This is a genomic window from Streptomyces sp. NPDC002835 (assembly GCF_053591995.1).
Window position 1 is genome coordinate 1 of record NZ_JBSFUW010000064.1, and the last position, 24,964, is coordinate 24,964.

Sequence of the window (24,964 nt, forward strand, 5' to 3'; positions counted from 1 at the left end):
GCGACGGGGAGCTCCTTGGCGAGCGCGGCCCCGCGCCAGGTACGCGGCTTGGCCTTGGGCACCTTCGCCCTGCGGACGCTCTCGCGGATGAGGGCCGCATCGCGATCAGCCCGGCCACCGACAGCCGTCCTGAGCGTCGTCCGCTCACCGTGACCTGCGGAGTCACTCCGCGTCGGCCCCAGGTACGTCCTCTGGGCGGCCGGCGGGTGAGCCCGGCTTCGTCCTCGAAGCAGAGGTATTCCCCGCAGGCCGCCCGTTCCCTTTTACCTCCGCCCAAGTCGCCTCCTTCCACGCGGTCACAGCCTGCTCGTCGCGCTCGGCGACCCGCCGCGCAGGAACCTGCGGGCTGAAGCCGAGCCGGTGCATCAGCCGGGTGGCACCCGAGACGCTGTAGGAGACGTGGAACTTCCTGCCGATCAGCGTGGCCACCCTCGCCGCGGTCCACACCTGGTCCTCCACCCATCCATGCGCGGCCGGCCCCTGCTCGAGATTCCCGGCGAGCTTCTCCAAGCAGCGCGGGGACAGACGGCATCGCGACCCGCTCGGGCCGCGGGAGGCCAGAGCCTCACGACCGCCGTGCCGCCACAGCTGGTGCCACTGGTAGGCCGATTTCAGGCTCACCCGCAGGCGCCTTGCGACCTCTGGCGGCTTGACCTCCTGCTCGAACAGCTCGGCTGCCTGCATTTGTACCGTTTCCCGGCGCTGCCGCCCCGCGGCGGTCAGCCCGCCCCCATCCGCGTACCTCACACACCAGGAGATACAACCAACCACGCAGCATCCTCAGGGACTTCGCAAAGATTCACCCTGCCGAGCCGAAGTCAGTAATGGCCCACAGAGACCGTCTCATCCTTGAGAACCTGACACTGCCGTCATTTCTCGGTTCTGGCACAGATCTTGGGGAGCGGTCGCGGAGCGTTACCTCGATGTTCGATTGCGAGGGACTGGCTCGTGTGAGACGGCGTACGCCTTGTCGTCTGGCAGCAAGTGACGCTCCCTCAGCTGTCATCCGTTCGCTGCTGTGGTCGGTTGTGGACGGTGATGGTGCTGGTCATGCAGACCGATGCACCGTTCTGGGACTCGCTGGTGTTCGAGGGGATCGACGATGTGGATGTCGAGGCGGTTACGGCCGCGTTCGGCACGGTCGAGGTGGTGGCCAGAGGCCGCGCGGCCGGGGCTGCATGTCCGGACTGCGGCCGCTTCTCGGACCGAGTCCACGACCGTTACCAGCGCAGGCTGAAGGACCTTCCGCTCGCTGAGCAGGGCTTCGTGATCCGGCTGACGGTCCGGCGCTTCATCTGCGGGTCGGCGGACTGCCCGCGCCGGACGTTCGCCGAGCCGTTCTCCCGGCTGGCCGCCCCGCACGCACGGTTCACCACCCGGCTCAACCACGCCCTGGAGCGAGTGGGGCTCGCCCTGGCGGGGCGGGCCGGAGCTCGGCTGGCGGCCCAGCTGGGCTTCGGTGCGGGACGGATGACCTTGTTACGCAGGATCATGGCATTGCCCGATCCTTGGTTCAGTACTCCGCGTGTGCTGGGCGTGGACGACTTCGCGATCCGTCGCGGCCAGACCTACTCCACCGTCTTGACCAGTGTCGAAGACCATCGCGTGGTCGATGTGCTCCCGACTCGTGAAGCCGGCCCGCTGGCTGCCTGGCTGATCCGCCATCCCGGCGTGGAGATCATCTGCCGGGACCGGGCGGGCGCCTACGCCGACGGGGCCCGGCGCGGTGCGCCCGATGCTCTGCAGGTCGCCGACCGGTTCCATCTGTGGCAGGGCCTCGGCCGGGCCGTGGAGACCTGCGTCGCCGCCCACCGCGACTGCCTGCGCAACCCGTCGCCCAGCGGCATGTTGCCGGAGGCCACCCGACTGGCTTCCGGGAGGCCGCAGGGCGACCCGGAGCCAGTCGGCCGGCGGGCCGAGCGGAAGAAGGCAGCACATGCCCTGGTCCACGAGCTGCTTGCCCAAGGCCATTCGCGCCGGGCGATCGCCCGGCACCTGGGCTGGGGTCTCAACACCGTGCTCCGGTACGCGGCCGCCGCACGCTGGCAGGACACCTTCCGCGAGAACCGGCCCCGGCCCAGTAGGCTGGACCCCTACAAGCCCTACCTGGAACGGCGATTCGCCGAGGGATGCACCAGCGTCACCCGACTGCACAGCGAGCTGGTTGCCGAGCAAGCTTCCGTCACCTACGGCATGGTCCGCGCCCACATCGCCACCTTGCGCGGGGCTCCGTCCGCCGCACCGCCGCACCGCCGCGGGCGCCGACGGTGCGGCAGGTGACCGGCTGGCTCACCAGTCACCCCGCGACCCTGACTGACGAAGAACGGGCAGACCTGAAGGAGGTCCTGGCTCGCTGCCCCGAACTGGACACGGCCGCCGGACACGTCCGCGACTTCGGCGAGATGCTCAGCAGCCGCCTCGGCAGCACGCTCCCTGCCTGGATCGATGCAGTCGACGCCAGCCGGCTACCCGGCCTCACAGGCTTCGCACTCCACCTGCTCCGAGACCTCGACGCCGTAAACCGCCGGGCTCACTCTCGACTGGAGCTCCGGCAGCATCGAGGGAGCCGTCAACCGCATCAAGAAGATCAAGCGGCAACTCTACGGCCGAGCCGGATTCGAGCTACTGCGCAAGATGATCCCGCTCCAGTAACACTCCGAGACATCCCCAAGATCTGCGTCAGAACCGAGCAGCAGGAACATTTGCTGCGGCGGGCGTGTGGACAGGGGGCCATGCAGGTGCCCAGCCGTGGCAGGATGGCCTCATGTTGATCCGAAAGGGCGATGCCGCGTAGGCGTCCCAAGGCCGTCCGCGCAGAGCGGTGGCGGCCACGATGGCAGTATCCGGTCCTGAGGATCCACGGTGTCTCCGCGCGGACTCGTGCAGCGATTCGCCGGGTCGAAGACCAGGAGATGTGGCCCAACGCGGTCGCTAATGCGCTCTCTCGTTTCGAGTGGGCTTTCAAGCAGCCTGGACGCTACCTGAACGCCTCCGAGGCATATTCGCCCGGGATAGAGGTGGAAGATGCCCGTGACGACCTGGAGCGGGCGATGCTGCACCTTCCTCCCGGAGTCAAACGGGACTTGGGCCGACTGATCGCCCACATCGATGCGGAATTCGAGCGCCGTACCTTGCCGGAGCCCAACTACATCGAGTTGGCGATGTTCGGGTGGTGGTGGACCAGAATGCGTGAACGCTGACAAGCCTCCGGCTCGTGACCCTCCCCTGCAATCGAACGAAACCGTCACTCTCCGCGACCGCTCCCCAAGATCTGTGCCAGAACCCATTTCTCACGAAGATCCCCGCCTCTGGGCGAGAGCGCCTGCCATCCGAACCCATCGAGAAACGCTGTCACTGCAAGTCAACGAAGCCAGCCGGGCGAGGTGCTTGGTCACCAGGAGTCGCTCCTCCTCTCCGATGCTGTGCCCCGGAAGTCCTCCGCAAGACGTGCAAGACCTGCGAGGCCGGCGACGGCGGACAGTGCCGTACCAAGAGCGGTTGGAGAGCGCGCCGGCGGCCCACGTGTCGTAGTCGCCGGGACCATCCCCGCGGGCGCGGGGAGCAGGTCTGGCCTGTCATTGCAGCTCATGACCTGTTTGGACCATCCCCGCGGGTGCAGGGAGCAGCCGGCCGACAGCGTGAGCACGAGCCGGTGCGCAGGACCATCCCCGCAGGTGCGGGGAGCAGTCGACGTCGTCCGGCCCGTACTCGGCGGGCAGGGGACCATCCCCGCGGGTGCGGGGAGCAGCGGTACAACACCCTTGAGCCGAAGATCTTCAAGGGACCATCCCCGCGGGTGCGGGGAGCAGGCAGGCGGTGGCCTCATGAACACTCCCGACCCCGGACCATCCCCGCGGGTACGGGGAGCAGCGTGCCTGATCGGCCGGCAGATGCCGCCGGAGGGGACCATCCCCGCGGGTACGGGGAGCAGCCCGGGCCGGCGGCTCCACCGCCTGGGACGGTGGGACCATCCCCGCGGGTACGGGGAGCAGCCGGCCCGGTCCGCGACCTTCTCCAGGTCCCGGGGACCATCCCCGCGGGTACGGGGAGCAGGCTGCCTGACCTGCCGTTCTTTCAGCAGCCGAAGCGGTTCTGGCACAGTTTCACCGAAATGAACATTTCTCCTGAATGGTGGATCTTGGTAAGGCGGAGACCGGTTTAGGCTAGTCGATTGCTCGCCCTCCACCACTCTTCCCCACGGAAGGCCGAACGGCTTGGGGCAGGGGTCGCGTCCCCGTGCTCGCCAGCTTGCTACCACCCTGCTACCTTGAAGATGTGGCCTCTACAAAGAAGCAGACACAGCTCCGGCTGGAACCGGACGTCCTCGCCGCAGGAAAAGACGCGGCAGCAGCCCGAGGACTGGACTTCAACCGCTACATCGAACGGCTGATCGCCGAGGACACCTCCGGCGCCCGGGCCGCCGGCATGGCGAGCGCCCAGCGCCTCCTCGACGAGCACAGCGCCTTCCTCAACGCCCTCGAAGCAGACCTCGACGCGCAGCACTCACCGACGCCCCGGGGCGCCGCTGCATGAGCATGGCCCTGCACGTCGACCTGTCCTGGATCCTCGAGGTCGCCGAACGCGCCGGCCACCGCGACCCCGCCCCCGACGACCTCGGCGTCCCGATCGCCGCTGTCGCACGACATCGAGCCGAGCTCCTCGAGACCCCCGTCTACGGCGGCGCATATGCACGGGCCGCCGCACTGGTCCACACCCTGGGCCGACTGCGCTGGCTGGAGCACTCCAACCTCACCGTCGCCTGCGCTGTCGCCGTGATGTACCTCGAGGCCAGCGGCATCCCCACCACTCCGACACGCGAGCAACTCACCGCGCTGGCGGGCGAACTCTACGACCCGAACTGCACCACCACACGCATCACAGCACTGCTACGCACCTGGCGACCCTGACAGGCACAGTTGTTCTCCGCGGGCATGAGTGACCTGGATCAGCGACTCGGGGAGGGCGAGGACTCGTCCGACTTCTGACGGCTACCAGCTCAGGCACTCATCACCATCCAGCAGGGGCGGGCAGCAGAAGGAAGAGGCACGGTTGCTGCCAGAAGCGTTCGACGACAGGCCAACGGCGGGGCATCACCGTCCGACGGGAGAGGGGGCGTAATGGCGCTGAACAGGAAGGGCCTCTCGGCTGATCATTGTCGACGAGGTCACATACCGCTGGCGGATCCGCAGGAAACCGTCCTACATGCAAGGACTGTGCTGGACGCCCTTGGCTTACGCCGTCGAACTCGCCGACGACCGGCCAGCCAGGACATTGGTCGTCACCACAGGCCAACCGCCCCCCGGTAACTGGCTGGGCGTTGCCCCTGAGCCTGTGAGGCCGGCTCATGTCGCCGCGAGTATCCGCGAGGCCCAGGCTCAGGGCTGGGAACCTGCCGAGTCCGGCTCCCCCTTCCTGCTGGATCAGACAGCGGCTTTCGTACCGGCGCCTTGAACGGCAGGCACGTCGGTCCCGTCGGTGAACGGATCACCCGGCGGAACGTCCAGTCGCTGAAGGATCTGGCGAAGCTCCCCGCTGTCGAGCAGCCCGATGAGAACCTCAGCCATCGGCATGAGCCCAGGCTCTTTGACGATCAAGCCGTCCGAGCACCAGAAGTACCGGCCGTTCAATGCCTCGCCCGTGCTGGACCACCGGGCCATCAGCCGCTCAACCTCAGTGATCGTGAGGATCGTCGCGCCCCAACGCGAACCATCTGGCAGACGGATTCGCGCGTCGACATTGCACACCTCATCGAGTGCCTCGTCAGGGTCGGAGAGGAAGAGGATCTCCAGTGATCCTGAGCGGACACGGTAGTAGGCCCCGTCCCACCCCGCGTCGAGCGCGCTCACGCCACTTTGAGCTGTCATCTCGGGAGCATCCCAACGCGTCGAGCGCATCACAACTGACATTCTGGTTTTACCGCCGGGAGCCAGCAACGTTTGTTGGTCACCGCTGGAAACGCTCCGTCAGCGACAGGAAACATGTTCCTGAGTTGTGGGAGCGCGCTGGTACTTGCTTCCGGCCGTCTCGTGTGCTGGTCGGCTCGGAGCAAGTGATCACGGCCCTGGACTCCTAATCTCTGACGCCAGCCGCAAACTGACCACCAGGTAGGTCCGGAGCGCCGCAGGCGTAACCCCCGTTACCGAAGGCGCCGCCGCGTACCTCGCTGTCCGCCGACCTCACCACCGAAACCGACTACCCGAGAGGACCCGACATCTGATGTCCATATGGCCTTCGATCGTTGCCGTACTCGGTACCCTCGCCGGTGCCCTGACCGCCGGACTACTCCAGCACCGCTCGGCACGCACCGCACGCGCCGAGGAGCGCGCCGACAGCCACCGCCAGGACCAGCTCGGCGCCGTCACCGACTTCGCGGCCGCCCTGGACGCGCACCGCTCGGCGATGTTCCATCGGGAGCGTCTGGCCCTGACCGAGGCAGGCACCGAGCACCAGCTGGAGGCCCAGACGAGGTCCCACGACACCCGGGCGGCAATCACCGCGCCCCACATCCGCCTTCCGGTCCTGGTCCCCGAGCTGACCGGCCCCGCCCAGCAGGCCGCAGACGCCACGTACGCGCTGCGCAAGGCCATCGACCGGGCCGAGCTGGACGCCCGGCGGCATGCAGCTAAGGAAACATCCGTCGCCTTCATCGCCGCGGCCGCCACGCTGCTGAGCCCCGACAACCGCTGACTGAGGGCGACCCCTGGCCATCCGGTCGTGCCGGTCCCATACGCCCTACAACACTCGTTCGCTCCCGTGGCGGGTGTTCCTATTTCTCGCCGACATTCCGGACGTCGGTGATCGTGCAGCGTTCTTGGGAGCCGCAAACGACCGTTCTCGGAGATGACCTACGCAGCCAGACATTCAGCACCCCAGGCCAGTCGAACGTCTCGGCTGATGCCTCCGCACTGGGGGCTTGGCATCATCTCAGCATGGCCGCAGCGCTTCCTCGCACGATCCGAGCCGTCGACACCGACAAGCTCCTCGCCCTGGAGCAGGAGGCCGCCGCACACGGCTTCAGTCAGAAGCTCCCGGTCGACTGGCTACAAGAACACGTTGCTGCAGGGGCAATGCACTATCTGTTCCCTGCGCTCGTGCATGAGCTCAGCCACCGTCCTGAGGTGTCACCGCAGTGGAGATGTGAGCTGCTGTTGACCGTCCTGACCGGCGAGCGCATCTTGAGCTTTCTAGACGTGCTTCCCGCCACCTTCAACGAGCTCCCGGAGACCCTGGACGCGGCGGCCAAGACTGACATCGCCAGCCGCATGGAGCGAGCACAGTCCCTGCGTGAGTGGGGGAGCAGATGACCGCGGACCGCTCCAGGACCAGGACGGAGGGTCCATCCCCGCAGGTGCGGGGAGCAACTGGCGGGGCCTTCGCGCGTGTGACCCGCGCGAGTGACCCTCTCCGTGGGTGCGGAGCAGTGTCCAGCGATGGTGGGCAGAGGGACCATCCTCGAGAGGTGCCTCCTCACGGTTCTGAGCTGGAGTCGCTCAGTCTCGGTGGTGTCCGGAGGGCGGAGGACTCATCCGCGGAAGGCTCGGGGCCAGAGCGGCGTGCGAGCCGATCATGCAGATAGTCAGCCGGGTGAACTGGTTCAGTCCGACACGGTGGCGGGCGGATCAGTTGGCATCGCAGCCGATGCCGTCACCGTCCCGGTCAAGGCGGTGCGGGTCATCGGGGCCGACCCAGACGGGGCCGGACAGGTCCGCACAGTCAACATCGGGGACACCAGCAGGAGGCCCGTCCGGGAGCTCTGGGCGTGCCGGGGTGGCAGGGGCAGGCGCGTCGGGCGGGTCCGGGGGAGCGATGGAGGTCTCCGGCTGCTCGGGGCATGCGGTCCACAGGCCGGCTCCGGCCTGCTGAGCGGCCTCCTCGGCATCAGAGATCCTGGGCCAGTACTTGTCGTTGGGCGGGTAGAGGACCGCCTCGGCGTGGCCGCTGCGGACGAGGGACTCATTGACGAATGTGCCCTGCTCGTTCCACACGTACAGCAGGTACCGGTCATAGGGGTCGGTGAGTTCGACATCGCGTTCGGCGCGGATGCGGCTGCCCGGTGGCAGGAGCGTGGTGGTGCGGGCGGTGGCGTCGTCGGCGAAACAGGCACCGCGCTCCGGGGTGTCGATCTCCAGAAGCCGCACCCGGGCCACGGTGTCCTTCGGCAGGACCCGGCCGTCGCCACGTACCTCGAGGGTGTCACCGTCGATGATGCGGAGCACCACCACGCCCGGCGGGGCCGTCGAGGGCGACTTCGGTTTTGTGGCCGCGGGGCCATCAGAGGGCTCAGCAGGCGACTTCGTCGTACCTGCGGGTGAGTCGTGATGAGGTTTGTCGGACGGCTGCGTCGCGGGGGTCTCCGTCGGCGCAGTCGTGCCGGAGGTCCGCTCCTGGCCCTCATCGAGCAGCGCCCCGAGGCCGCCCATGCCCAGGAGAAGGCCGATAAGCACCAGGACCGCAGTAATCCAGGGATGCTTGAGGCGTTTGGGCCCTCTGGGACCGCGCGGGTTTCGCCGGCGGGGTCGCCAGGGTCGGTCGCGCCAGGCATTGGCGTCGGGCGGCGGAGAAGGGCACATGACGCCCTCCATGGGTGGAAATGATTCCTTACCAGTACATTATCCGCCCTGGTCGGCCGTCTCCCGACGGCCTATGGGGGCGCCTATCAGGATCAGCCGCCTACTGGCCGCTTGCCTTCAACTGATGGAGAGGCAGTACTCGCCACGTGCCCTATGCACGGCCCGGTTCCCTCAGCGGCACAGCGCACTCAGCGGGCGCAGGGAGCAGCCGCTGCGCTGTTCGACGACCAAGTACATGCCGGGACCGTCCCACGAAGTGCACCGTGCCGGTAGATGTCCCGGATAAGAGCTTGAAACCGTAACAAGCGGCTCATGCTGTCTGTAGGCTTCTGCCGCTCATCAGCACTCTTGAGGGGGGACCTCCATCTTGCGTACCCACGCTTCCATCACCGCTGCTCTCGTGGTTGGCACGCTCGTAGCACTGACCGCGAGCCCGGCCCAGGCCGCTGAATACTCCTCAGCGCTCAAGGTCCGCGGCGTTCAGTACGACGCGCCCGGCCGCGATTCCAACAACTGCCGCACCGGCAACACCCGCGACGAGTACTTGACCATCAAGAACTACTCACGCACGGCAACCGTCAACCTGCGCGGCTACGTCGTCAAGGACGCCGTCGGCAACCGGTTCACCTTCACGGCCAACCACTACCTGCAGCCCGGCGACTACGTGAAACTCCGCGGCGGGAACGGCACAGACTCCGACGGCGGCAACGTCGTCTACCGCGACAACTGCAACTTCATCTGGAACAACGACCGCGACACCATCTACCTCTACAAGCCCGGCGGTGCCCGGGCCGACGTCCACTCGTACAGCAAGAGCGCAAACGACCGCGACGGCAACGGCTACATCACCTTCCACTAACGAGCTCGTGCACGGTAAGTGGTGAGACGTCGCAAACTTTGATGTTCCCGGGTTCGCGTCTGCCGTGTCGGGTTCAGGTCCACAGTCTGCTGGTGGGACAGCAGGCCGGCAATCGCTTGGATGGTGTCGCTCATGTGCTCGCGGCGGCCGAGGTGGCGGGCCAAAGCCCGCCAGTCAGGTGGGCGATGCCGTGCTCGACACGGATACGGCGTGAGGAGTGTGCCTTGCGCTGGCGTTCGTACATCTCCTCGTACCAGTCCGGGGCGTTCTTCTTGAACTTGCGGTGCGGTCGTGTCCACCACCCGGCCGCCGGTCTGGGCACCCACCTGTCGCCGGAGTCCGCGGGACCATCCCCGCAGGTGCGGGGAGCAGTACTGGTGGCCACCGGCGCCGTGCACTTGGCGGGACCATTCCCCGCGGGTGCGGGAGCAGGCCGTCCTCGCCCTCGTGTTCGGCCTGGTCCTGGGGCCATCCCCGCGAGTGCGGGGAGTAGCCGGGCCTGACGGGCTGGCAGGGCCTGGACGCGGGACCATCCCCGCGGGTGCGGGGAGCAGTCTGACAGTCAGCTCCCCACCCCCGCGTGACAGGGGCCATCCCCGCGGGTGCGGGGAGCAGCCAAGGACGAGAACACCCAGGACGGCCCCGTCGGGGCCATCCCCGCGGGTGCGGGGAGCAGCACCGCAGCGTGGGTGTCCGCCGGCCTGGTGAGGGGCCATCCCCGCGGGTGCGGGGAGCAGACCCCGTTGACCCCGCCCCACGCGCCCTTGTGGGGGCCATCCCCGCGGGTGCGGGGAGCAGTCAGCCACGCCTCCACAAACCTGACCGACATTGGGGCCATCCCCGCGGGTGCGGGGAGCAGCGCGATCTCGCCCCGCTCGGCCCGTGCGCGCAGGGGCCATCCCCGCGGGTGCGGGGAGCAGTTGTAGGTCCGCACGTGACGGTTGACCGTGATGGGGCCATCCCCGCGGGTGCGGGGAGCAGATGATGTCGGATGCGTCCTTGACCAGCGGCGGGGGGCCATCCCCGCGGGTGCGGGGAGCAGCTTCGGCGGTCTGTAGGGCCACCGACCAGCAAGGGGCCATCCCCGCGGGTGCGGGGAGCAGACTGGGCGACCTGCGGGTTTACGCGGCAGCCGGCGTAGTTTCCATGAGTTTCGCCGATCCCGACATAGGTCGCATATCGCTTTCCTTGGTTCTGGCTTGGCGGCTACCCAAAGATCCAACTTTAGGCTTATCCCTCTGTGGCTGTCAGCCGACTGATGGGAACTGGCAGCATTTTCTCCCCAGTTTCTTCATACGGTCTTCATGCTCCTTGGTTGCCCTGTATTCATCTGACATGACAGGCGAGGGGGCTGCCCGTACAGGTCTTCGTGCCCGGCTGCGCGGGCCGGCGTTGACTGTGTGGGCCAAGCACGACTGTGACTTTGACGGATGGCTGCCGCTGTGGCGGCATATGGAGGACAGTGCCGCCGTGGCCGGGCGGCTGTGGGACGAGTGGCTGCCGCTGTCCGTACGGACGCTGATCGCAGGTGCTCTGCCCGGCGGGGAGAGCGACGGACGCCGGCTGGCGGTGTGGCTGGCCGGTGTGCACGACATCGGGAAGGCGACGCCTGCGTTCGCCTGCCAGGTCGAGCAGTTGGCGCAGGTCATGCGTGAGCACGGGTTGGAGATGCGTTCGCGGCAGGCGATGGGTGCGGACCGGCGGCTGGCGCCACACGGGCTTGCCGGGCAGGTACTGCTGGGTGAGTGGCTGGAGGAGCGGCACGGTTGGACGGTCAGGCAGACCGGGCAGTTCACCGTCGCGGTGGGCGGCCATCACGGGGTGCCTCCAGAGCACGGGCAGATCCAGGCTCTTGACCGCCACCCCGACCTGCTGCGGACGCACGGCCCGAGCCGGACGCTGTGGCAGCGGGTGCAGGAGGAACTGCTCGAGGCCTGCGCGGAGGAGTTCGGCGTACGGGAGCGCCTGGCGGCGTGGCGGACGGTGAAGCTGCCGCAGCCGGTCCAGGTGCTGCTGTCCGCGTTGGTCATCGTCGCCGATTGGATCGCCAGCAATCCCGATCTCTTTCCCTACTTTCCCGAGGACGTGCCTCGCACTGGCTCCGAGCGCGTCGTCGCTGCCTGGCGTGGCCTGGACCTGCCGGGTCCGTGGCGTGCCGAGGAGCCGGCCGGGGACGCACAGGAGGTGTTCGCGTCTCGGTTCGACCTTCCGCCGGGGGCGAAGGTCCGGCCGGTGCAGGAGGCGGCCGTCGAGTTGGCCCGGTCGATGGAGGAGCCGGGGCTCATGGTGATCGAGGCGCCGATGGGGGAGGGGAAGACGGAGGCCGCGCTGGCTGCCGCCGAGATCCTTGCCGCGCGGTCCGGGGCGGGCGGGGTGTTCTTCGCGTTGCCGACGATGGCGACCGGCAACGCGATGTTCCCCCGCCTCCTGGACTGGCTTGATCGCCTGCCGGCGCCGGAGGGCGCCCGGCACTCGGTCCTTCTCGCCCACTCCAAGGCCGCTCTCAATGACGACTTCGTCGACCTGATGGGCAAGGGCGGGCGGGTTGCCGCGGTCGACGTCGACGGCACCGAGGAGCGTGAGTGGCGGCCGTCGAGCCGGAACCGTTCCGCTGCGGCCGAGCTCGTCGCGCACGCGTGGCTGCGGGGGCGGAAGAAGGCCATGCTGTCGTCGTTCGTCGCGGGCACGGTCGATCAGTTGCTGTTCGCCGGGCTCAAGAGCCGCCACCTGGCGCTGCGTCACCTCGCGGTCGCCGGGAAGGTCATCGTGATCGACGAGGCGCACGCCTACGACTCGTACATGAGTGTCTACCTCGACCGGGTGCTGTCGTGGCTCGGCGTCTACCGGGTGCCGGTGGTGGTGCTGTCCGCGACACTGCCCGCGGGCCGGCGGCGGGAGCTGGTCGAGGCGTATGCGGGGAAGGCGACCGGGGAGGCCGTGGCCTCGTTCGACGCCGTCGCCGAGGCGGGCGACTATCCGCTGCTGACGGCCGTCACGCCCGGTGGTACGCCCGTCATGCGGCGCCCGGCGGCGTCCGCCCGCACCACGGACGTCGAGCTGGAGCGCATCGAGGACGACCTGGACGTCCTGGCCGACCGGCTGGAGAGCGAACTCGCGGGCGGCGGCTGCGTGCTCGTGGTGCGCAACACCGTCCGCCGGGTTCTTGACGCGGCCGCCGTGCTGCGGCGGAGGTTTGGCGACGCGAACGTGACCGTGGCCCATTCCTGCTTCATCGACGTCGACCGGGCCGCCAAGGACGCAGACCTGCTCCGGCGCTTCGGGCCGCCCGGCAAAGCGGAGGGCCGACCCGAGGGAGCGCACATCGTCGTCGCCAGCCAGGTTGCCGAGCAGTCCCTCGACGTCGACTTCGACCTGCTGGTCACCGACCTCGCCCCCGTCGACCTGCTGCTGCAGCGTATGGGGCGGCTCCACCGCCATGTGCGCGGCGGCGACGAGCAGGCCGACCGGCCTGACCGGCTGCGCACGGCGCGCTGTCTGGTGACCGGCGTCGACTGGGCCGGGGACGTTCCTGTACCGGTGCGCGGCTCGGTCGCGGTGTACGGGGCGTACGCGCTGCTGCGTTCGGCGGCCGCCCTGCTGCCGCACCTCGACGGGGGCCTGCAGCATCCCGTGAGACTGCCGGCGGACATCAGCCCGCTGGTGCAACACGCTTATGCCGACGGCCCCGAGGGCCCGGCCGCCTGGGTGGAGGCGCTCGAGACCGCCCGTACGCGGTTCGAGGAGCATCGCGCGGACCAGGCCGAGCGGGCCGCGACGTTCCGGCTCGACCCGGCCGCCAGGCCCGGCCGGCCCCTGTTCGGCTGGGTCGCGGCAGGCGTCGGAGACGCGGACGACACCCGCGAGGGGCGGGCCCAGGTACGCGACAGCCGCGAGAGCCTGGAGGTCGTCGTCGTGCAGCGACGTGCCGATGGCACTCTGGCCACGGTGCCGTGGCTGGCTCCTGACCGCCAGGGTCGCCCCCGCGCGGGGCTGGCGCTGCCCACGGACCACGTGCCCACCGCCTTCGCGGCCCGCACCGCGGCGAGCTGCGGGCTGCGGCTGCCGATCCAGTTCAGCTACGCCGACGTCATGGACCGGGCGATCGACGAGCTCGAGGAACTGCACATCCGGGCCTGGCAGGTGAAAGGCAGTCACTGGCTCGCCGGTCAGCTGATCCTGCCGCTCGACGAGGACTGTCAGACCCACCTGGCAGGCTTCACCCTCCGGTACAGCAAGAGCGACGGCCTCGAGGTGACCCGTGCCTGAAACCGATCATTCCGGCGGCGACGGTGTGCTGTCGTTCGATCTCACCACCCGGCCGTGGATTCCCGTGCTCCGGCGCGACGGCAGCCAGGACGAGCTGTCATTGCGCGAGGTGTGCGAGCAGGCGCACGGGCTGCGGCGGGTTGTCGGTGATCTGCCCACCCAGGAGTTCGCCCTGGTGCGGCTGCTGCTTGCCGTCGCGCACGACGCGCTCGAGGGTCCGCAGGACATCGAGGCGTGGTCGGAGCTGTGGGCGGACGAGAGCTGCTTCGCCCCGATGGGAGCGTATCTCGACGCGCATCGCGGGCGGTTCGACCTGCTGGCCGGCGACGCGCCGTTCTTTCAGACGGCTGGGCTGCGCACGGCGAAGGACGAGGTGTTCTCCCTCAACCGGATCGTCGCCGATGTCCCGAACGGGGAGCCGTTCTTCACCGCCCGGATGCCCAGCGTCGAGCGACTGACGTTCGCGGAGGCGGCCCGCTGGGTCGTCCATGCGCATGCCTACGACACCTCCGGCATCAAGACCGGCGTGGAGGGCGACGAGCGGGCCAAGGGGGGCAAGGTCTATCCGCTCGGTGTCGGTTGGGCCGGGAACCTCGGTGGCGTGTTCGTCGAGGGCGGCACGCTGCGCGAGACGCTGCTGCTGAATCTGGTGGCCGCCGACACCTCCAACCTGGAGATCGACGACGGTGACGCCCCGGCATGGCGCCGGGAGCCGTGCGGCCCGGGTGGCGCCGAGCGCGCCCCCATGGGCGTACGCGACCTGTACACGTGGCAGACGCGGCGCCTGCGCCTGCACTTCGACGATGCCGGCGTGCACGGTGTCGTCCTCGGCTACGGCGACCCGCTCGCCGCACGCGACCGTCAGCACCGGGAGCCGATGACTGCCTGGCGGCGCAGCAAGCCCCAGGAGAAGAAGCTCAAGAAGACTCCGGTCTATCTGCCGCGCGAGCACGCTCCCGAGCGCTCCGCGTGGCGCGGGATCGGCGCCCTGGTCGCGAACGAGGCCGGCAGTGCTCAGGGCTCGGAGGCGGCTGCCTACTTGCGGCCGGGGATCCTGGAGTGGGTGGCCCGCCTGGTGACGGAGGGAGAGCTGGAGCGCGGCTTCCTCGTACGGGCCCGGATCGTCGGCGCCATATACGGCACGCAGCAGTCCGTGATCGACGAGATCGTCGACGACCACGTTTCCATGGCCGTCGTCCTGCTCCACCGGCAGGACCGGCGCTACGCCGAGCAGGCCGTCGCAGCCGTCGGCGACGCCGACCTCGCGGTCAACGCGCTCGGCGATCTCGCCACCAACCTTGCCCGCGCGGCCGGCACCGAGACCGAAGGGCCCCGATCCACTGCACGCGACCTGGCCTACGGGCTCTTCGAGGCGCCGTACCGCAGCTGGCTCGCCCGTCTCGCCGACACCGACGACCCGTACGTACGGCGCGCCGACTGGCAGCAGCAGGTGTACGAGATCGCCCTTCGGCTCGGCGACCGGCTGATGGCCGCGGCCGGGGACGCGGCCTGGCAGGGGCGGACCGTGCAGCTCAAGCACGGCACGGAGTGGCTCAACTCCGCGCTCGCCGACAAGTGGTTCCGCGCCGCGCTGCGCAAGGGCCTGGGACGCCCCGACTCCTTTGACATGCCGCCGGACGCGGACACGGCGCCGGCTTCCGAGACCACTGTGAAGGCACCCGCATGACCACCGTCACCGCACCTGGCGCCCCGCGTACCCGGGTCGCCCGGCTCGCCGCCGACCACATCGCCGCCCTGCAGCAGGGTTATGTCGCCGACCGGTCCCACGCTGTCGCAGCCCTCGCACGGCTCCGGCGCGGCGCCGGCCGGGAGTCCGGGCAGCTGCCCGACCTGTGGGCCCTGATCGACACCGGCCCCCTGCACGACACCCCTGACGGTGCCCGGCCGATGAGCGAGAGCGAACTGGTCCGAGCCGAGGACGCCCTGCACGTCGCACTCACCCTCTACGCCCTGCACCAGCAGTCCCGCTCGGCCGGCATGCACCAGGCCGACCGGCCCGACCGCCGCCGGGGTCTGGGAGCCGCGGTGCGCCGGATGATGAAGCCCGGCGAGATCGACGAACCCGTGCACAAGCGCCTGGTCCGAGCCGGCACCGCCCCCGACCTGGCCACCCTCGCCCAGCGGCTGCGCGACATCGTCGTCCTGCTGCGCCGCGAGGGCTTCGAGCTCGACTACGCGCTGCTCGCCGGGCAGCTCTACACCTGGCAGTGGCCCGGGGGAGCGGACATCGTCCGCCGGGAGTGGGGCCGTTCCTTCCACGCCTGGCACGACAAGCCCAAGAACGGCAGCCGGCCCTCCGCCGCCGGCCCGGCCACCGACTCCATCAGCACCACGGACACCGACAAGGACGCCTCGTGAACCGCATCTTCCTCGACGTGCACGCCCTGCAGACCGTCCCGCCCAGCAACATCAACCGCGACGACACCGGGGCGCCGAAGACGGCGGTGTACGGGGGAGTGCCGCGCGCCCGCGTGTCCAGCCAGGCGTGGAAGCGGGCCACCCGGACCTACTTCGAGGGCGAGCACCTGCTGGACGCGAGTGAACTCGGGGTGCGGACCAAGAAGATCGTGGAGGCGGTCGCCGGCCGGATCACCGCCCTCGACCCCTCGCTCACCGACGAGACGGCCCTTCGGATCGCGGACGAGACCGTGAAGGCCACCGGACTGAAGACCGAGGTCCCCAAGCGCAAGGCCGACTCCGCCAAGGAGGGCGAGCCGGACCCGGCGCCCGAGGCGAAGTACCTGGTGTTCCTCAGCGCCCGGCAGCTCGACGGCCTGGCCCGCCTCGCCGTCGACGGCGCCGCCGACATCACGGCCTTCCTGAAGGACAAGAAGAACAAGGACAAGGCCAAGGAACTCGCCGACACCCGCCACTCCGTCGACATCGCCCTCTTCGGCCGCATGGTCGCCGACGTCCCGGACATCAACGTCGACGCCGCCGTCCAGGTCGCCCACGCCATCAGCGTCCACCGCGTCGAGAACGAGTCCGACTACTACACCGCCGTCGACGACAAGAACACCGACGCGGAGACCGGCGCCGGCATGATCGGCACCGTCGACTTCAACTCCGCCACCCTGTACCGCTACGCCGCGCTCGGCGTGCACCAACTGGCAGCCAACCTCGGCCAGGGACTGCGCGAGGAGGAATCCCGGTCCGAACCGGTGCGCCGGGCCGTCGAGGCCTTCGTCCACGGCTTCGTCGCCTCGCTGCCCACCGGAAAGATCAACACCTTCGGGCACCACACCCTGCCGGACGCCGTGATCGTCAAGCTGCGCACCACCCGGCCCGTCAGCTTCGTCGCCGCGTTCGAGGAGCCGGTGCGCGGTGACCAGGGCGGCCACGTCCGCGAGGCGTCCGAGCGGCTGGCCGAGTACATCCCCGACATCGAGCGGGCCTACGGCGACGAGGACTCCACCCTCACCTGGGTGCTGCGCGTCGGCCCGAACACCCAGAAGCTCGCCGGGATCGGCACCGAGTCCGACAACCTCGGCGAGCTCGTCGCCGCCGTCGGGAAGGCCGTCGTCGAGCGCCTGGAGAAGCCCGCATGAGCGTGCTCACCCTCCGGCTCGCCGGCCCCCTGCAGTCCTGGGGGGCCTCGGCCCGTTTCGCCCGCCGCACGACCGAGTCCGCCCCCACCAAGAGCGGCGTCGTCGGCATGCTCGCCGCCGCCGTCGGCATCGAACGCGGCGACGACGCAGCGCTCGCACCACTGGCCGCCCTCAGGTTCGGCGTACGGATCGACCAGCCGGGCACCCGGCTACGGGACTTCCACACCGCTCACCACGGCGTCACCGGCAAATCCATGCCCCTGTCCGAGCGCTTCTACCTCGCCGACGCCGTCTTCGTCGCCGCCCTCGAAGGCGACCGCCCGCTCCTCGCCGACCTGCACGCCGCGCTCCGCGCCCCTGTGTACGCGCCGTTCCTCGGCCGCCGCTCCTGCCCGCCCGCCCTGCCCGTCGAACTCGGCGTCCACGACAAGGGCAGCCTGATGGACGTACTGCGCGAGGTGCCGTGGCAGGCCGGCGCCTGGTACCGACGGCAGTACCGCGGCCGGGACGAGATTGAACTGACCGTGCTGCGCGAGGCGCACGAGCACGAGCTGGCTGCCGCGGACACCCTGCGCGACCAGCCGCTCAGCTTCGCCGCCGAACACCGCCGCCACACCCTGCGCACCCAGATCACCTGCAGCGTGCGCATCTCCAACCCGGCCGTCCGGCAGCTGCCCCGGCACGACCCGTTCGACGCCCTGGACGAAGAGAGCGCCTGATGTTCCTCACCCGCTTCCGCGTGAACACCGCGCGCCCCGGCGCCCGCCGCCTCCTCTCCTCGCCGCAGGCCATGCACGCCGCCGTCATGTCGTCCTTCCCCGCACTGCTGCCCACCGACACACCCACGCCCGACGCCCCCCGCGTGCTGTGGCGCCTGGACCACACCGCCAGGGCCGAGGTCATGCTGTACGTCGTCAGCCCCGACCGGCCCGACCTGACCCACCTCGTCGAGCAGGCCGGCTGGCCCGCCGCAGCCACCGCCGACCCGTCCCAGCCCGGCTGGCAGAGCCGCCCCTACGGCCCGTTCCTGGACCGCCTCGCCACCGGTGACCAGTGGGCGTTCCGGCTCACCGCCAATCCCGTCCATCACGCCCGCCGCAAGGACGGTGAACCGACGAAACGCACCGCGCACCTCACTCCGGTCCATCAGATGGGCTGGCTCCTCAAGCGCCAGGAATCCTGCGGCTTCCGCATCGTGGAGAAGTCCGACGGCAAGCGCCTGCTGCCCGGCGGCACCACCCACACCGGGCGGCCGCACCACGGCGACCGCTACGAATTGACCGTCCGTGACAAACGCGCCCTCGCCTTCGACAAGTCCCGCAGCACGGGCGCCGGTCCCGGCAGCCGCAAGCCGCCCGTCAGCCTGGTCACCGTCACCTTCGACGGCCGCCTCGAGGTCACCGACCCTCAACTGCTGCGCCGCACCCTCACGCAAGGGATCGGCAAGGCCAAGGCCTACGGCTGCGGTCTGCTCACGCTGGCCCCGCTCGGCACGACAGGAGTGAGAGGGTGACCACGGTCTCCCGACGCACCGCGCTCACCCCGCGCCAGCTCACCCGCACCGGCGAACGGCTGTCCTTCGTGTACCTGGAGCGGTGCACGGTGCACCGGGACGCCAACGCCATCACCGCCGAGGACGCCGACGGCACCACCCACATCCCCTCGGCCACCATCGGCACCCTCCTTCTCGGACCCGGCACCCGCATCACCCACCAGGCGATGAGCGTCCTCGGCGAGACCGGCGCCGCCGTCTGCTGGGTCGGCGAGCGGGGCGTGCGCTACTACGCCGGCGGCCGCGCCCTGACCCGCTCCTCCGCGCTCGCCGAAGCGCAGGCCGTGCAATGGGCCAACATGCGCAGCCGGCTCGCCGTCGCCCGCGCCATGTACCGGCTGCGCTTCCCGGACGAGGACCCGGCCGGCCTCACCCGCCAGCAGCTCCTCGGCCACGAGGGCGGCCGCGTCAAGGACTGCTACCGGGCCCAGTCCGCCCGTACCGGCGTCCCCTGGCGCGGCCGCCGCTACACCCCCGGCGACTTCACCAGCGGCGACCCGGTCAACCAGGCCGTCACCGCTGCCGCCCAGTGCATGTACGGCATCGCCCACGCGGTCGTCGCCTCCCTCGGCTGCAGCCCCGCCCTCGGCTTCGTCCACTCCGGCCACGAACTGTCCTTCGTCCTGGACATCGCCGACCTCTACAAGACGGAGATCGGAATCCCGCTCGCCTTCGACATCGCCGCCGAGGACGAGGAGGACGTCGGCCCGCGCACCCGCCGGGCGCTGCGAGACCGCATCAACGAGACCTCGCTGCTCGACCGGTGCGTCGACGACATCAAACGCCTCCTGCTGGCGGAGACTCCCGCGGCCGGAGTGACGAACGACGACCTCGACGTCGTCACCCTCCAGAGCGACGGCGGCCACAGCGTCACAGCGGGCCGCAACTATGGAAGCGGAACCGACGACCACGACGCCTACGACCTTGGTGAGGGCACCTGGTGACCGTCATCGTCCTCACCAACTGCCCGCCCGGCCTGCGGGGCTTCCTCACCCGCTGGCTCCTTGAAATCTCCGCCGGCGTCTTCATCGGCAACCCCTCCGCCCGCATCCGAGACCTGCTCTGGGACGAGGTCCAGCAATACGCTGGCCAAGGCCGCGCACTGCTGGCCCACACCACGAACAACGAGCAGGGCTTCACCTTCCGCACCCACGACCACGCCTGGCACCCGGTCGACCACGAGGGCCTGACCCTGATCCGCCGCCCGAGCGCCCAGAGCACTTCGAGCGCGACGACCACCCCGCCGAAGGGCTGGAGCAACGCGGCCAAGCGCCGCCGGTACGGCAGGTGATAGGCAATCAAGTCCTCTATGCGTGAATTGCCGGAATCGGTGAAACTACTTCAGAACGGCCCGCCTTCCTGACAAAGCCGCAGGTCACGAAGTGTGCTCCCCGCACCCGCGGGGATGGTCCCTTGCCCATCTGCTTGCGCTGGTCGGCCTCGCGGTGCTCCCCGCACCCGCGGGGATGGTCCCTTGCGGGGCAGCCTCGGCGCATGGGGAACGCCGTGCTCCCCGCACCCGCGGGGATGGTCCCACTGAAGTAGAACAGCTCAAGCACTCCGACACGTGCTCCCCGCACCCGCGGGGATGGTCCCCTCGACCGTGTCGCCGGTGCTGGTATCCACCGGTGCTCCCCGCACCCGCGGGGATGGTCCCGAACACGAGGTGCAGGCGGACGGCCATCAGGCGTGCTCCCCGCACCCGCGGGGATGGTCCCCCACCGCCCACCCCGAGCTCGATCCCGACGACGTGCTCCCCGCACCCGCGGGGATGGTCCCGCCTCCTCCCGGTTCAAGAACGCGCCGAGGCCGTGCTCCCCGCACCCGCGGGGATGGTCCCCGGTACAAGGCCTGCTGCAGGTCGACCATGTCGTGCTCCCCGCACCCGCGCGGCACGGTCCCTTCGCCCAGCCCCCGCGGCGTACGCCTCCTTCACCACGCCGACCAAGCCGTTCCACATCCCTGCTTCCACGGGAGCCCCCGACGTCTGCCGATCCGATCACCGCCCCCTTCCACGTGGGCTGGGGCCGTGTCAGCGATCTGATCAGCCAGCTCTCGACCGGCGCGGCGGGGGAGGAGCCGGTCTCAGGCGGTGGCCGGCTTGCACGGACCGTCGGCGTGCTTGTTGCGAGAGGATAGGGTGGTGATCCGTCACGACCCTGAGATGCAGGCTCTGTTCCGCCGCTATTGCGCCCCCGCGCGCCGATACCTGAAGCTCGGCGGAGCGGTACTTCGTATGTCGCGCGAGGAGTACGAGCCGTTCGTTCATGCCCTGGCCGCTGATGCGAATGCTGTCTCTGATGCCGAGCTCACCGTCCTCTTTGAAGGCAGCTGGCGCGAGCGGCGGACCGCGGCATGGTTCGCCGCCGTCTCGCGCCGTGACCACTTCCGCGAGCGTCTGGGAGCACTGCTGCTGGAGAGCGAGGTCTGCTGCGCGGGCGGGGCCTACTGCGTGGCGCTGGCGAGTTTCGGCACCGCACGGGACGCCGACCTGCTCGCCGCTTACCTGGATCGCTACCTCCATCGGCCCGACCTCGCCTACGACCAGCCCACAGCCATGGGCGCCCTCGCGTACACCGACTCCGTCCTGCACGGCGACCGGGCCAGCCACTTCCTCCAGGAGGGCGGCCTGTGGCCGCAGTGGTTCCAGGACGCGCCCCACATGCACGGCGATGACGGCATCTCCACCTACCTGGGCGGCGTTCGCCTCGCCTGCGCCGTCATCGACGAATGCGCCGACACCTGATCCCCACTGCCCACGGACCATTTTCGGGCGACTTCGCGTACGGCTCGAAGGAGCCTGGCTGTCACTCAGAGAGGCCGCATCACAGAAGTTGTGCCAGAGCCCGCTCCAATGACCAAAGCCAATGATCCGTTCCGGCCCCGCTGCTGCTGGGTGGTCGGTAACTTCCCGCTGTATGAGCGCACACCGAGCGTCCCCCGATGAGCCGTGGCCGGGCTGGTCGACCAGCCGGGCGGCACAGGGCGTCTACGGCAAGCACCTGGTCCGTATCGGCCAGCTCCTCCCGGCCCTGCTGTAACGCGCAGGCCATGGACCGTCAGCACCTGACAGCCGCGCACACCGCCCGCCGCCAGGACCTCATCGACGCCCAGGTGAGCAGTATCGCGCTGGAGTGCCGCGGCGACCTGCTGGAGACCGCGGTCGTCCTGGACGCGCTCGCACTGTGCCACGGACACGGCAGCTACCTGCCGCGCCCCTACCACGAGGACTCCCACAACCCGGTGCCCACGGACGTGGAGCTGCGCACGACGCCTCCGACGTCGCCGGCGAACTGGCCCGCCACGACCGCCAGCACGGAACCAGCACCACTGGTGACATCCCGCGGCCTCTGGAGAATGGCTGCACCGATGCCGAGCGGGACGCGGTGCGTGCCTACGCCCGCCGGGAGTGGATCGCCTCCCAGGAGCGATGGCCCGACACCTGATCGACGGCCGCGGCGCCGCCTTGGCCGTCGGGCCGGCACAGGTCGGTGCGCCCAACCGGACCGTTGGGCCCGTGGCTCGGCTGTCAGCGCTCGGGCGGGCAGCCGAGCCCGACGGGTAGTTGTTGCGGACGTTGGCGGAGATGGTCAGGACCACGGTGGCGATGGTGCGGCCGGCGATGACGCTGCCGTCCCCGCCGGCCCGAGCCCTTTCCCGCCGGCTGGCCCGGTGGCTTCAGATGCCGGTCCAGTGTGTGACGGCCTGGATGGGCGCGAGGACAGGGCGCCGCGGCTGGGGCGGCGGGAGAGAGGTGCCTCCGAACGCTTCGTGGAACGCGGACAGCAGGTCGTCGATACGGCGGGTGGGCTCCTTCTTCGGAGGCTGTTTGCGCACCACGGGGGAGATCGTCGCCGGGGTGTGACACGCGGTGGTCTTCTCCCACAGCGGGCGGAAGAATGCGGGCTCCCCTTCCAGTACTTGGACGAGTAGTTCGACGGTCTCCCAGTCGGGCACCGAGGTTCCGTCCAGGAGCCCGGTGATTTCCTCCTCGCTGAGGATGCCGCTCTTGGTGGCCACGGCCCAGGGGGTGGGGCTGCCGGCCCGCAGATGCAGATACCGCAGGGCGGAGTCGAGGGTGTGCGGGCGTGTTCCCCTGTCCCGGCGGGCCTCTGCGTCCTGCCACACCCTCCGCAGGATCACCGGGTCGGCTCCGCATGCCTTCGCGATGGCCTCAGCGTCCTTCCAGCTCGGAAACCGTTCGCCGCTCATCAGGCGTGACAAGAAGCTTGGTGACAGTTTTGTGCGCGCGCCCAGGGCCCGGAGGCTGTGTCCCGATTCCCGCTGAAGACTGCTCAGTACACTCGCCAGGTCATGCGGCCTGGCCATGGTGGGCGGTAACGGCGGAGGGGCGGTCGGCGGCGGCCCTGAAGTCTCGGCGACAGCCGTGGCAGTCTCCCCGTCTGGATCTCTGCCTGTTGTCTCCCCAGGCACGCTCGTGCGGCGAGGAGCGGGCGCCTCGTGACGCGGAGACTGGTACGGCCGTACCCGGTTGAGTGCCCGGTGGATTACCGGGGGCGCGTACTTGCGGCGCACGGTGTCCCGCGTCATGTTCAGCATGCTGCTGATGACTTCCCAGGGCACACTGCACCGGCGAGCCCGGCCGACAACGACGGGGGTCAGTTGCTCGATACGGTGCTGGAGCTCCAGGAACCGCCTCAGCGGTTCTTCCGGAACTTCGCTCGGTATCTCGAGCGCATCGAGCAGTTGTTCAGTGGCTTCGCTCACCGCGGACAGCTCAGCAATCAGGTGCGAGTCGAACTCGTGCGTATCCGGCGGGAGGGACTTCAGCCGGTCACGGTGGGCTGCCTGGCGGCACTTGGTGCCGCAGTACTTTCCAGGGCGCCCGGTGTGTTGCGGATCGAGTTGTCTGCCGCACCGCTTACAGTGGCCCGGCGAAAGTGTGTTCCCCATAACAAAGGCTTCCTGGCTGATGGGCCCGGGCGACGAAAGGGGGACGACGCCCGGGTATCGTGACAGATATTGGTGCTGGCGCATCCGTTTCGTCGGGAACGAACGCGAAGGTGCTGCACCGGGGGCCGGGCGTTGCCGGCCCCCGTACCGTCAGCTCGAAGGCCTGTGCCCGCGGCCGGACTTCCAGACAGCGACCGCCCAGAGAGCTGCAGGGAGTACCACTGCCGCGACGGCAGGAACCCCCGAAGCCTCAGGCACTACGATGAGGGGCGGGAAAGCCATACCGGGCGCCTGATGAGGCTGCTGCGCCAAGTTGCCAGGTGTTGCCGAAGTGTTGACAGGCATATCCGTGGCTGAGACTGGTTTGTTACTGTCGGGACCGCCGGAACGACGCCTCAGGCGTTTGACCGAGAAGCGGCCAGGGGATGCAGAAGTCATTGAGCTTCCTCTGTTCGTAACAGCAATGGAGCGCGAACCCGGGATCTGTGAGAGGTGAGCGGGTTCGCGCTCCGTGACTGTAGTAACACGCACAGGCTAAAGGCCATTCGGACAAATGCTCTCGTTCCCAGGATGATTCAGCCCGTATCGGACAGTTTCGTAGACACTGGATGGTCAAACGGTGTGCAGTCTGCGCAAAGGGCTGAATATTCGCAAAGATCTTGGTATGGCGCGACCCTGCCGTTGATCGGCCACGCTCATCACCTGTGCGTTTGAATTTGAAATTGCATTCGAACCGGAGCCCCCTGATTCCTGCGACCGAATCAAGCTCCGCAGAAATTGAGCCACAGAGCGCATTTTCGGCCGCAGTGCGCTTAACGCCCTACGGGGAGCAGCCGCTCGCGCCACGCCGGCGCCCAGGAGCAGAAAGGCCCCGACACGACGAGCGTGGACGGACAGCCCGTGTGGTGCCGACCGCCGCCGTCGACCGGCACTGCCAGGAGTGCCCCTTCCCTGCCCTCACCGCGCAGGCGCGCCGTCGGTCATCCATCGCCGTACGCTGGCCTTGCTCGGGGATGTCACGGAGGTCTCGTCATGCCCCGCCCCATCTGGTCCGGCGCGACCTCGTTCGGCCTGGTCACGATCCCGGTCAAGGTGGTCAACGCCACGGAGAACCACAACATCTCCTTCCGGCAGGTCCGCCTGGAGGACATGGGCCGGGTGCGCTACCGCAAGGTCTGCGAGATCGACGGGAAGCAGCTCTCCGACGACGAGATCACCCGGGGCTACGAGGTCG

Annotated in this window: 23 protein-coding genes, 1 pseudogene and 3 CRISPR repeat arrays; of the genes and pseudogenes, 18 read left to right on the forward strand and 6 right to left on the reverse strand. The window is 69.3% G+C overall.

The window, feature by feature from the left end; all coding sequences use genetic code 11:
* Together ACWD01_RS35375 and ACWD01_RS35380 are read right to left on the reverse strand one after the other, a co-directional pair.
* A partial coding sequence (locus ACWD01_RS35375) for a hypothetical protein (RefSeq protein WP_451167881.1) occupies positions 1-182 on the reverse strand: 182 nt, incomplete at its 3' end.
* Positions 163-684 (reverse strand): winged helix-turn-helix domain-containing protein, encoded by a 522-nt coding sequence (locus ACWD01_RS35380; protein ID WP_451167841.1) that lies wholly within the window; start codon positions 682-684, stop codon positions 163-165. The genes ACWD01_RS35380 and ACWD01_RS35375, both read right to left, overlap by 20 nt.
* A gap of 366 nt (positions 685-1,050) precedes the next feature.
* Here ACWD01_RS35380 and ACWD01_RS35385 point away from each other — a divergent pair.
* The 4 genes and pseudogenes from ACWD01_RS35385 (at position 1,051) to ACWD01_RS35400 (ending at position 4,907) form a co-directional block, all read left to right on the forward strand.
* Positions 1,051-2,652: pseudogene (locus ACWD01_RS35385) on the forward strand (ISL3 family transposase).
* A 260-nt stretch (positions 2,653-2,912) separates the two neighbouring features.
* Positions 2,913-3,200 (forward strand): hypothetical protein, encoded by a 288-nt coding sequence (locus ACWD01_RS35390; protein ID WP_451167843.1) that lies wholly within the window; start codon positions 2,913-2,915, stop codon positions 3,198-3,200.
* A gap of 336 nt (positions 3,201-3,536) precedes the next feature.
* Positions 3,537-4,053: direct repeats of the CRISPR family, unit length 29 nt; unit sequence GGGACCATCCCCGCGGGTACGGGGAGCAG.
* A 222-nt stretch (positions 4,054-4,275) separates the two neighbouring features.
* Positions 4,276-4,533 carry a hypothetical protein gene (locus ACWD01_RS35395; protein WP_451167845.1) on the forward strand — a complete coding sequence of 86 codons (258 nt, stop codon included), beginning with the start codon at positions 4,276-4,278 and terminating at the stop codon, positions 4,531-4,533.
* A 2-nt stretch (positions 4,534-4,535) separates the two neighbouring features.
* Positions 4,536-4,907, forward strand: a complete 372-nt coding sequence (locus tag ACWD01_RS35400; protein ID WP_451167883.1) for a fic family toxin-antitoxin system, toxin component — start codon at positions 4,536-4,538, stop codon at positions 4,905-4,907.
* A gap of 513 nt (positions 4,908-5,420) precedes the next feature.
* Here ACWD01_RS35400 and ACWD01_RS35405 read toward each other — a convergent pair.
* Complete coding sequence (locus ACWD01_RS35405) at positions 5,421-5,846, reverse strand: hypothetical protein (protein ID WP_451167847.1); 426 nt, start codon at positions 5,844-5,846, stop codon at positions 5,421-5,423.
* A gap of 370 nt (positions 5,847-6,216) precedes the next feature.
* Here ACWD01_RS35405 and ACWD01_RS35410 point away from each other — a divergent pair, with 370 nt between their 5' ends.
* Both ACWD01_RS35410 and ACWD01_RS35415 read left to right on the forward strand, forming a co-directional pair.
* Positions 6,217-6,687 carry a hypothetical protein gene (locus ACWD01_RS35410; RefSeq protein WP_451167849.1) on the forward strand — a complete coding sequence of 157 codons (471 nt, stop codon included), beginning with the start codon at positions 6,217-6,219 and terminating at the stop codon, positions 6,685-6,687.
* Between the two features lie 242 nt (positions 6,688-6,929).
* Positions 6,930-7,304, forward strand: coding sequence for a hypothetical protein (locus ACWD01_RS35415; RefSeq protein ID WP_451167851.1), 375 nt, complete (start codon positions 6,930-6,932; stop codon positions 7,302-7,304).
* 315 nt (positions 7,305-7,619) lie between these two features.
* Here ACWD01_RS35415 and ACWD01_RS35420 read toward each other — a convergent pair whose 3' ends face one another.
* Positions 7,620-8,444: a thermonuclease family protein gene (locus ACWD01_RS35420; RefSeq protein ID WP_451167853.1), complete on the reverse strand. Its 825-nt coding sequence runs from the start codon at positions 8,442-8,444 to the stop codon at positions 7,620-7,622.
* 493 nt (positions 8,445-8,937) lie between these two features.
* On the opposite strand from ACWD01_RS35420, the gene ACWD01_RS35425 reads away from it, so the two are divergent.
* On the forward strand, positions 8,938-9,429 hold the full coding sequence (locus ACWD01_RS35425) for a lamin tail domain-containing protein (RefSeq protein WP_451167855.1): 492 nt from the start codon (positions 8,938-8,940) through the stop codon (positions 9,427-9,429).
* A gap of 130 nt (positions 9,430-9,559) precedes the next feature.
* Here ACWD01_RS35425 and ACWD01_RS35430 read toward each other — a convergent pair whose 3' ends face one another.
* Positions 9,560-9,751: a hypothetical protein gene (locus tag ACWD01_RS35430; protein ID WP_451167857.1), complete on the reverse strand. Its 192-nt coding sequence runs from the start codon at positions 9,749-9,751 to the stop codon at positions 9,560-9,562.
* A gap of 142 nt (positions 9,752-9,893) precedes the next feature.
* Positions 9,894-10,532: direct repeats of the CRISPR family, unit length 29 nt; unit sequence GGGGCCATCCCCGCGGGTGCGGGGAGCAG.
* Positions 10,533-10,881: 349 nt separating this feature from the next.
* On the opposite strand from ACWD01_RS35430, the gene cas3 reads away from it, so the two are divergent.
* The 10 genes from cas3 to ACWD01_RS35480 all read left to right on the forward strand — a co-directional run bounded on the left by cas3 (position 10,882) and on the right by ACWD01_RS35480 (position 21,857).
* On the forward strand, positions 10,882-13,695 hold the full coding sequence (cas3, locus tag ACWD01_RS35435; protein ID WP_451167859.1) for a CRISPR-associated helicase Cas3': 2,814 nt from the start codon (positions 10,882-10,884) through the stop codon (positions 13,693-13,695).
* Positions 13,688-15,382: a type I-E CRISPR-associated protein Cse1/CasA gene (gene casA, locus ACWD01_RS35440; RefSeq protein WP_451167861.1), complete on the forward strand. Its 1,695-nt coding sequence runs from the start codon at positions 13,688-13,690 to the stop codon at positions 15,380-15,382. Before cas3 ends, casA begins: the two co-directional genes overlap by 8 nt.
* Positions 15,379-16,074, forward strand: a complete 696-nt coding sequence (gene casB, locus ACWD01_RS35445; protein ID WP_451167863.1) for a type I-E CRISPR-associated protein Cse2/CasB — start codon at positions 15,379-15,381, stop codon at positions 16,072-16,074. Before casA ends, casB begins: the two co-directional genes overlap by 4 nt.
* Positions 16,071-17,264, forward strand: coding sequence for a type I-E CRISPR-associated protein Cas7/Cse4/CasC (gene cas7e, locus ACWD01_RS35450; protein ID WP_451167865.1), 1,194 nt, complete (start codon positions 16,071-16,073; stop codon positions 17,262-17,264). Before casB ends, cas7e begins: the two co-directional genes overlap by 4 nt.
* Positions 17,261-17,983: a type I-E CRISPR-associated protein Cas5/CasD gene (cas5e, locus tag ACWD01_RS35455; RefSeq protein ID WP_451167867.1), complete on the forward strand. Its 723-nt coding sequence runs from the start codon at positions 17,261-17,263 to the stop codon at positions 17,981-17,983. Before cas7e ends, cas5e begins: the two co-directional genes overlap by 4 nt.
* Positions 17,983-18,777: a type I-E CRISPR-associated protein Cas6/Cse3/CasE gene (cas6e, locus tag ACWD01_RS35460; RefSeq protein WP_451167869.1), complete on the forward strand. Its 795-nt coding sequence runs from the start codon at positions 17,983-17,985 to the stop codon at positions 18,775-18,777. Before cas5e ends, cas6e begins: the two co-directional genes overlap by 1 nt.
* The gene (gene cas1e, locus ACWD01_RS35465; protein WP_451167871.1) at positions 18,774-19,760 is read left to right on the forward strand and encodes a type I-E CRISPR-associated endonuclease Cas1e; all 987 of its coding nucleotides are present in this window, start codon (positions 18,774-18,776) and stop codon (positions 19,758-19,760) included. Before cas6e ends, cas1e begins: the two co-directional genes overlap by 4 nt.
* Positions 19,757-20,107, forward strand: coding sequence for a type I-E CRISPR-associated endoribonuclease Cas2e (gene cas2e / locus ACWD01_RS35470; protein WP_451167873.1), 351 nt, complete (start codon positions 19,757-19,759; stop codon positions 20,105-20,107). The genes cas1e and cas2e overlap by 4 nt, the downstream gene beginning before the upstream one ends.
* Before the next feature lie 93 nt (positions 20,108-20,200).
* A CRISPR array of direct repeats spans positions 20,201-20,656; the repeat unit is 29 nt; unit sequence GTGCTCCCCGCACCCGCGGGGATGGTCCC.
* 324 nt (positions 20,657-20,980) lie between these two features.
* Positions 20,981-21,562 carry a DUF6000 family protein gene (locus tag ACWD01_RS35475; protein WP_451167885.1) on the forward strand — a complete coding sequence of 194 codons (582 nt, stop codon included), beginning with the start codon at positions 20,981-20,983 and terminating at the stop codon, positions 21,560-21,562.
* 172 nt (positions 21,563-21,734) lie between these two features.
* Positions 21,735-21,857 carry a hypothetical protein gene (locus ACWD01_RS35480; RefSeq protein ID WP_451167875.1) on the forward strand — a complete coding sequence of 41 codons (123 nt, stop codon included), beginning with the start codon at positions 21,735-21,737 and terminating at the stop codon, positions 21,855-21,857.
* Positions 21,858-22,494: 637 nt separating this feature from the next.
* On the opposite strand, the gene ACWD01_RS35485 is transcribed toward ACWD01_RS35480, so the two are convergent.
* Positions 22,495-23,814, reverse strand: a complete 1,320-nt coding sequence (locus ACWD01_RS35485; RefSeq protein WP_451167877.1) for a helix-turn-helix domain-containing protein — start codon at positions 23,812-23,814, stop codon at positions 22,495-22,497.
* A gap of 948 nt (positions 23,815-24,762) precedes the next feature.
* On the opposite strand from ACWD01_RS35485, the gene ACWD01_RS35490 reads away from it, so the two are divergent.
* A partial coding sequence (locus tag ACWD01_RS35490; RefSeq protein ID WP_451167879.1) for a Ku protein occupies positions 24,763-24,964 on the forward strand: 202 nt, incomplete at its 3' end.

Excerpts from the sequence above, each read along its gene's own strand:
- ACWD01_RS35380 (WP_451167841.1), bottom strand. The coding sequence starts at position 684 with ATGCAGGCAGCCGAGCTGTTCGAGCAGGAGGTCAAGCCGCCAGAGGTC.
- ACWD01_RS35390 (WP_451167843.1), top strand. The coding sequence starts at position 2,913 with ATGTGGCCCAACGCGGTCGCTAATGCGCTCTCTCGTTTCGAGTGGGCT.
- ACWD01_RS35400 (WP_451167883.1), top strand. The coding sequence starts at position 4,536 with ATGGCCCTGCACGTCGACCTGTCCTGGATCCTCGAGGTCGCCGAACGC.
- ACWD01_RS35410 (WP_451167849.1), top strand. The coding sequence starts at position 6,217 with ATGTCCATATGGCCTTCGATCGTTGCCGTACTCGGTACCCTCGCCGGT.
- ACWD01_RS35415 (WP_451167851.1), top strand. The coding sequence starts at position 6,930 with ATGGCCGCAGCGCTTCCTCGCACGATCCGAGCCGTCGACACCGACAAG.
- cas3 (WP_451167859.1), top strand. The coding sequence starts at position 10,882 with ATGGAGGACAGTGCCGCCGTGGCCGGGCGGCTGTGGGACGAGTGGCTG.
- casB (WP_451167863.1), top strand. The coding sequence starts at position 15,379 with ATGACCACCGTCACCGCACCTGGCGCCCCGCGTACCCGGGTCGCCCGG.
- cas5e (WP_451167867.1), top strand. The coding sequence starts at position 17,261 with ATGAGCGTGCTCACCCTCCGGCTCGCCGGCCCCCTGCAGTCCTGGGGG.
- cas6e (WP_451167869.1), top strand. The coding sequence starts at position 17,983 with ATGTTCCTCACCCGCTTCCGCGTGAACACCGCGCGCCCCGGCGCCCGC.
- ACWD01_RS35475 (WP_451167885.1), top strand. The coding sequence starts at position 20,981 with ATGCAGGCTCTGTTCCGCCGCTATTGCGCCCCCGCGCGCCGATACCTG.
- ACWD01_RS35480 (WP_451167875.1), top strand. The coding sequence starts at position 21,735 with ATGAGCGCACACCGAGCGTCCCCCGATGAGCCGTGGCCGGGCTGGTCG.
- ACWD01_RS35485 (WP_451167877.1), bottom strand. The coding sequence starts at position 23,814 with ATGCGCCAGCACCAATATCTGTCACGATACCCGGGCGTCGTCCCCCTT.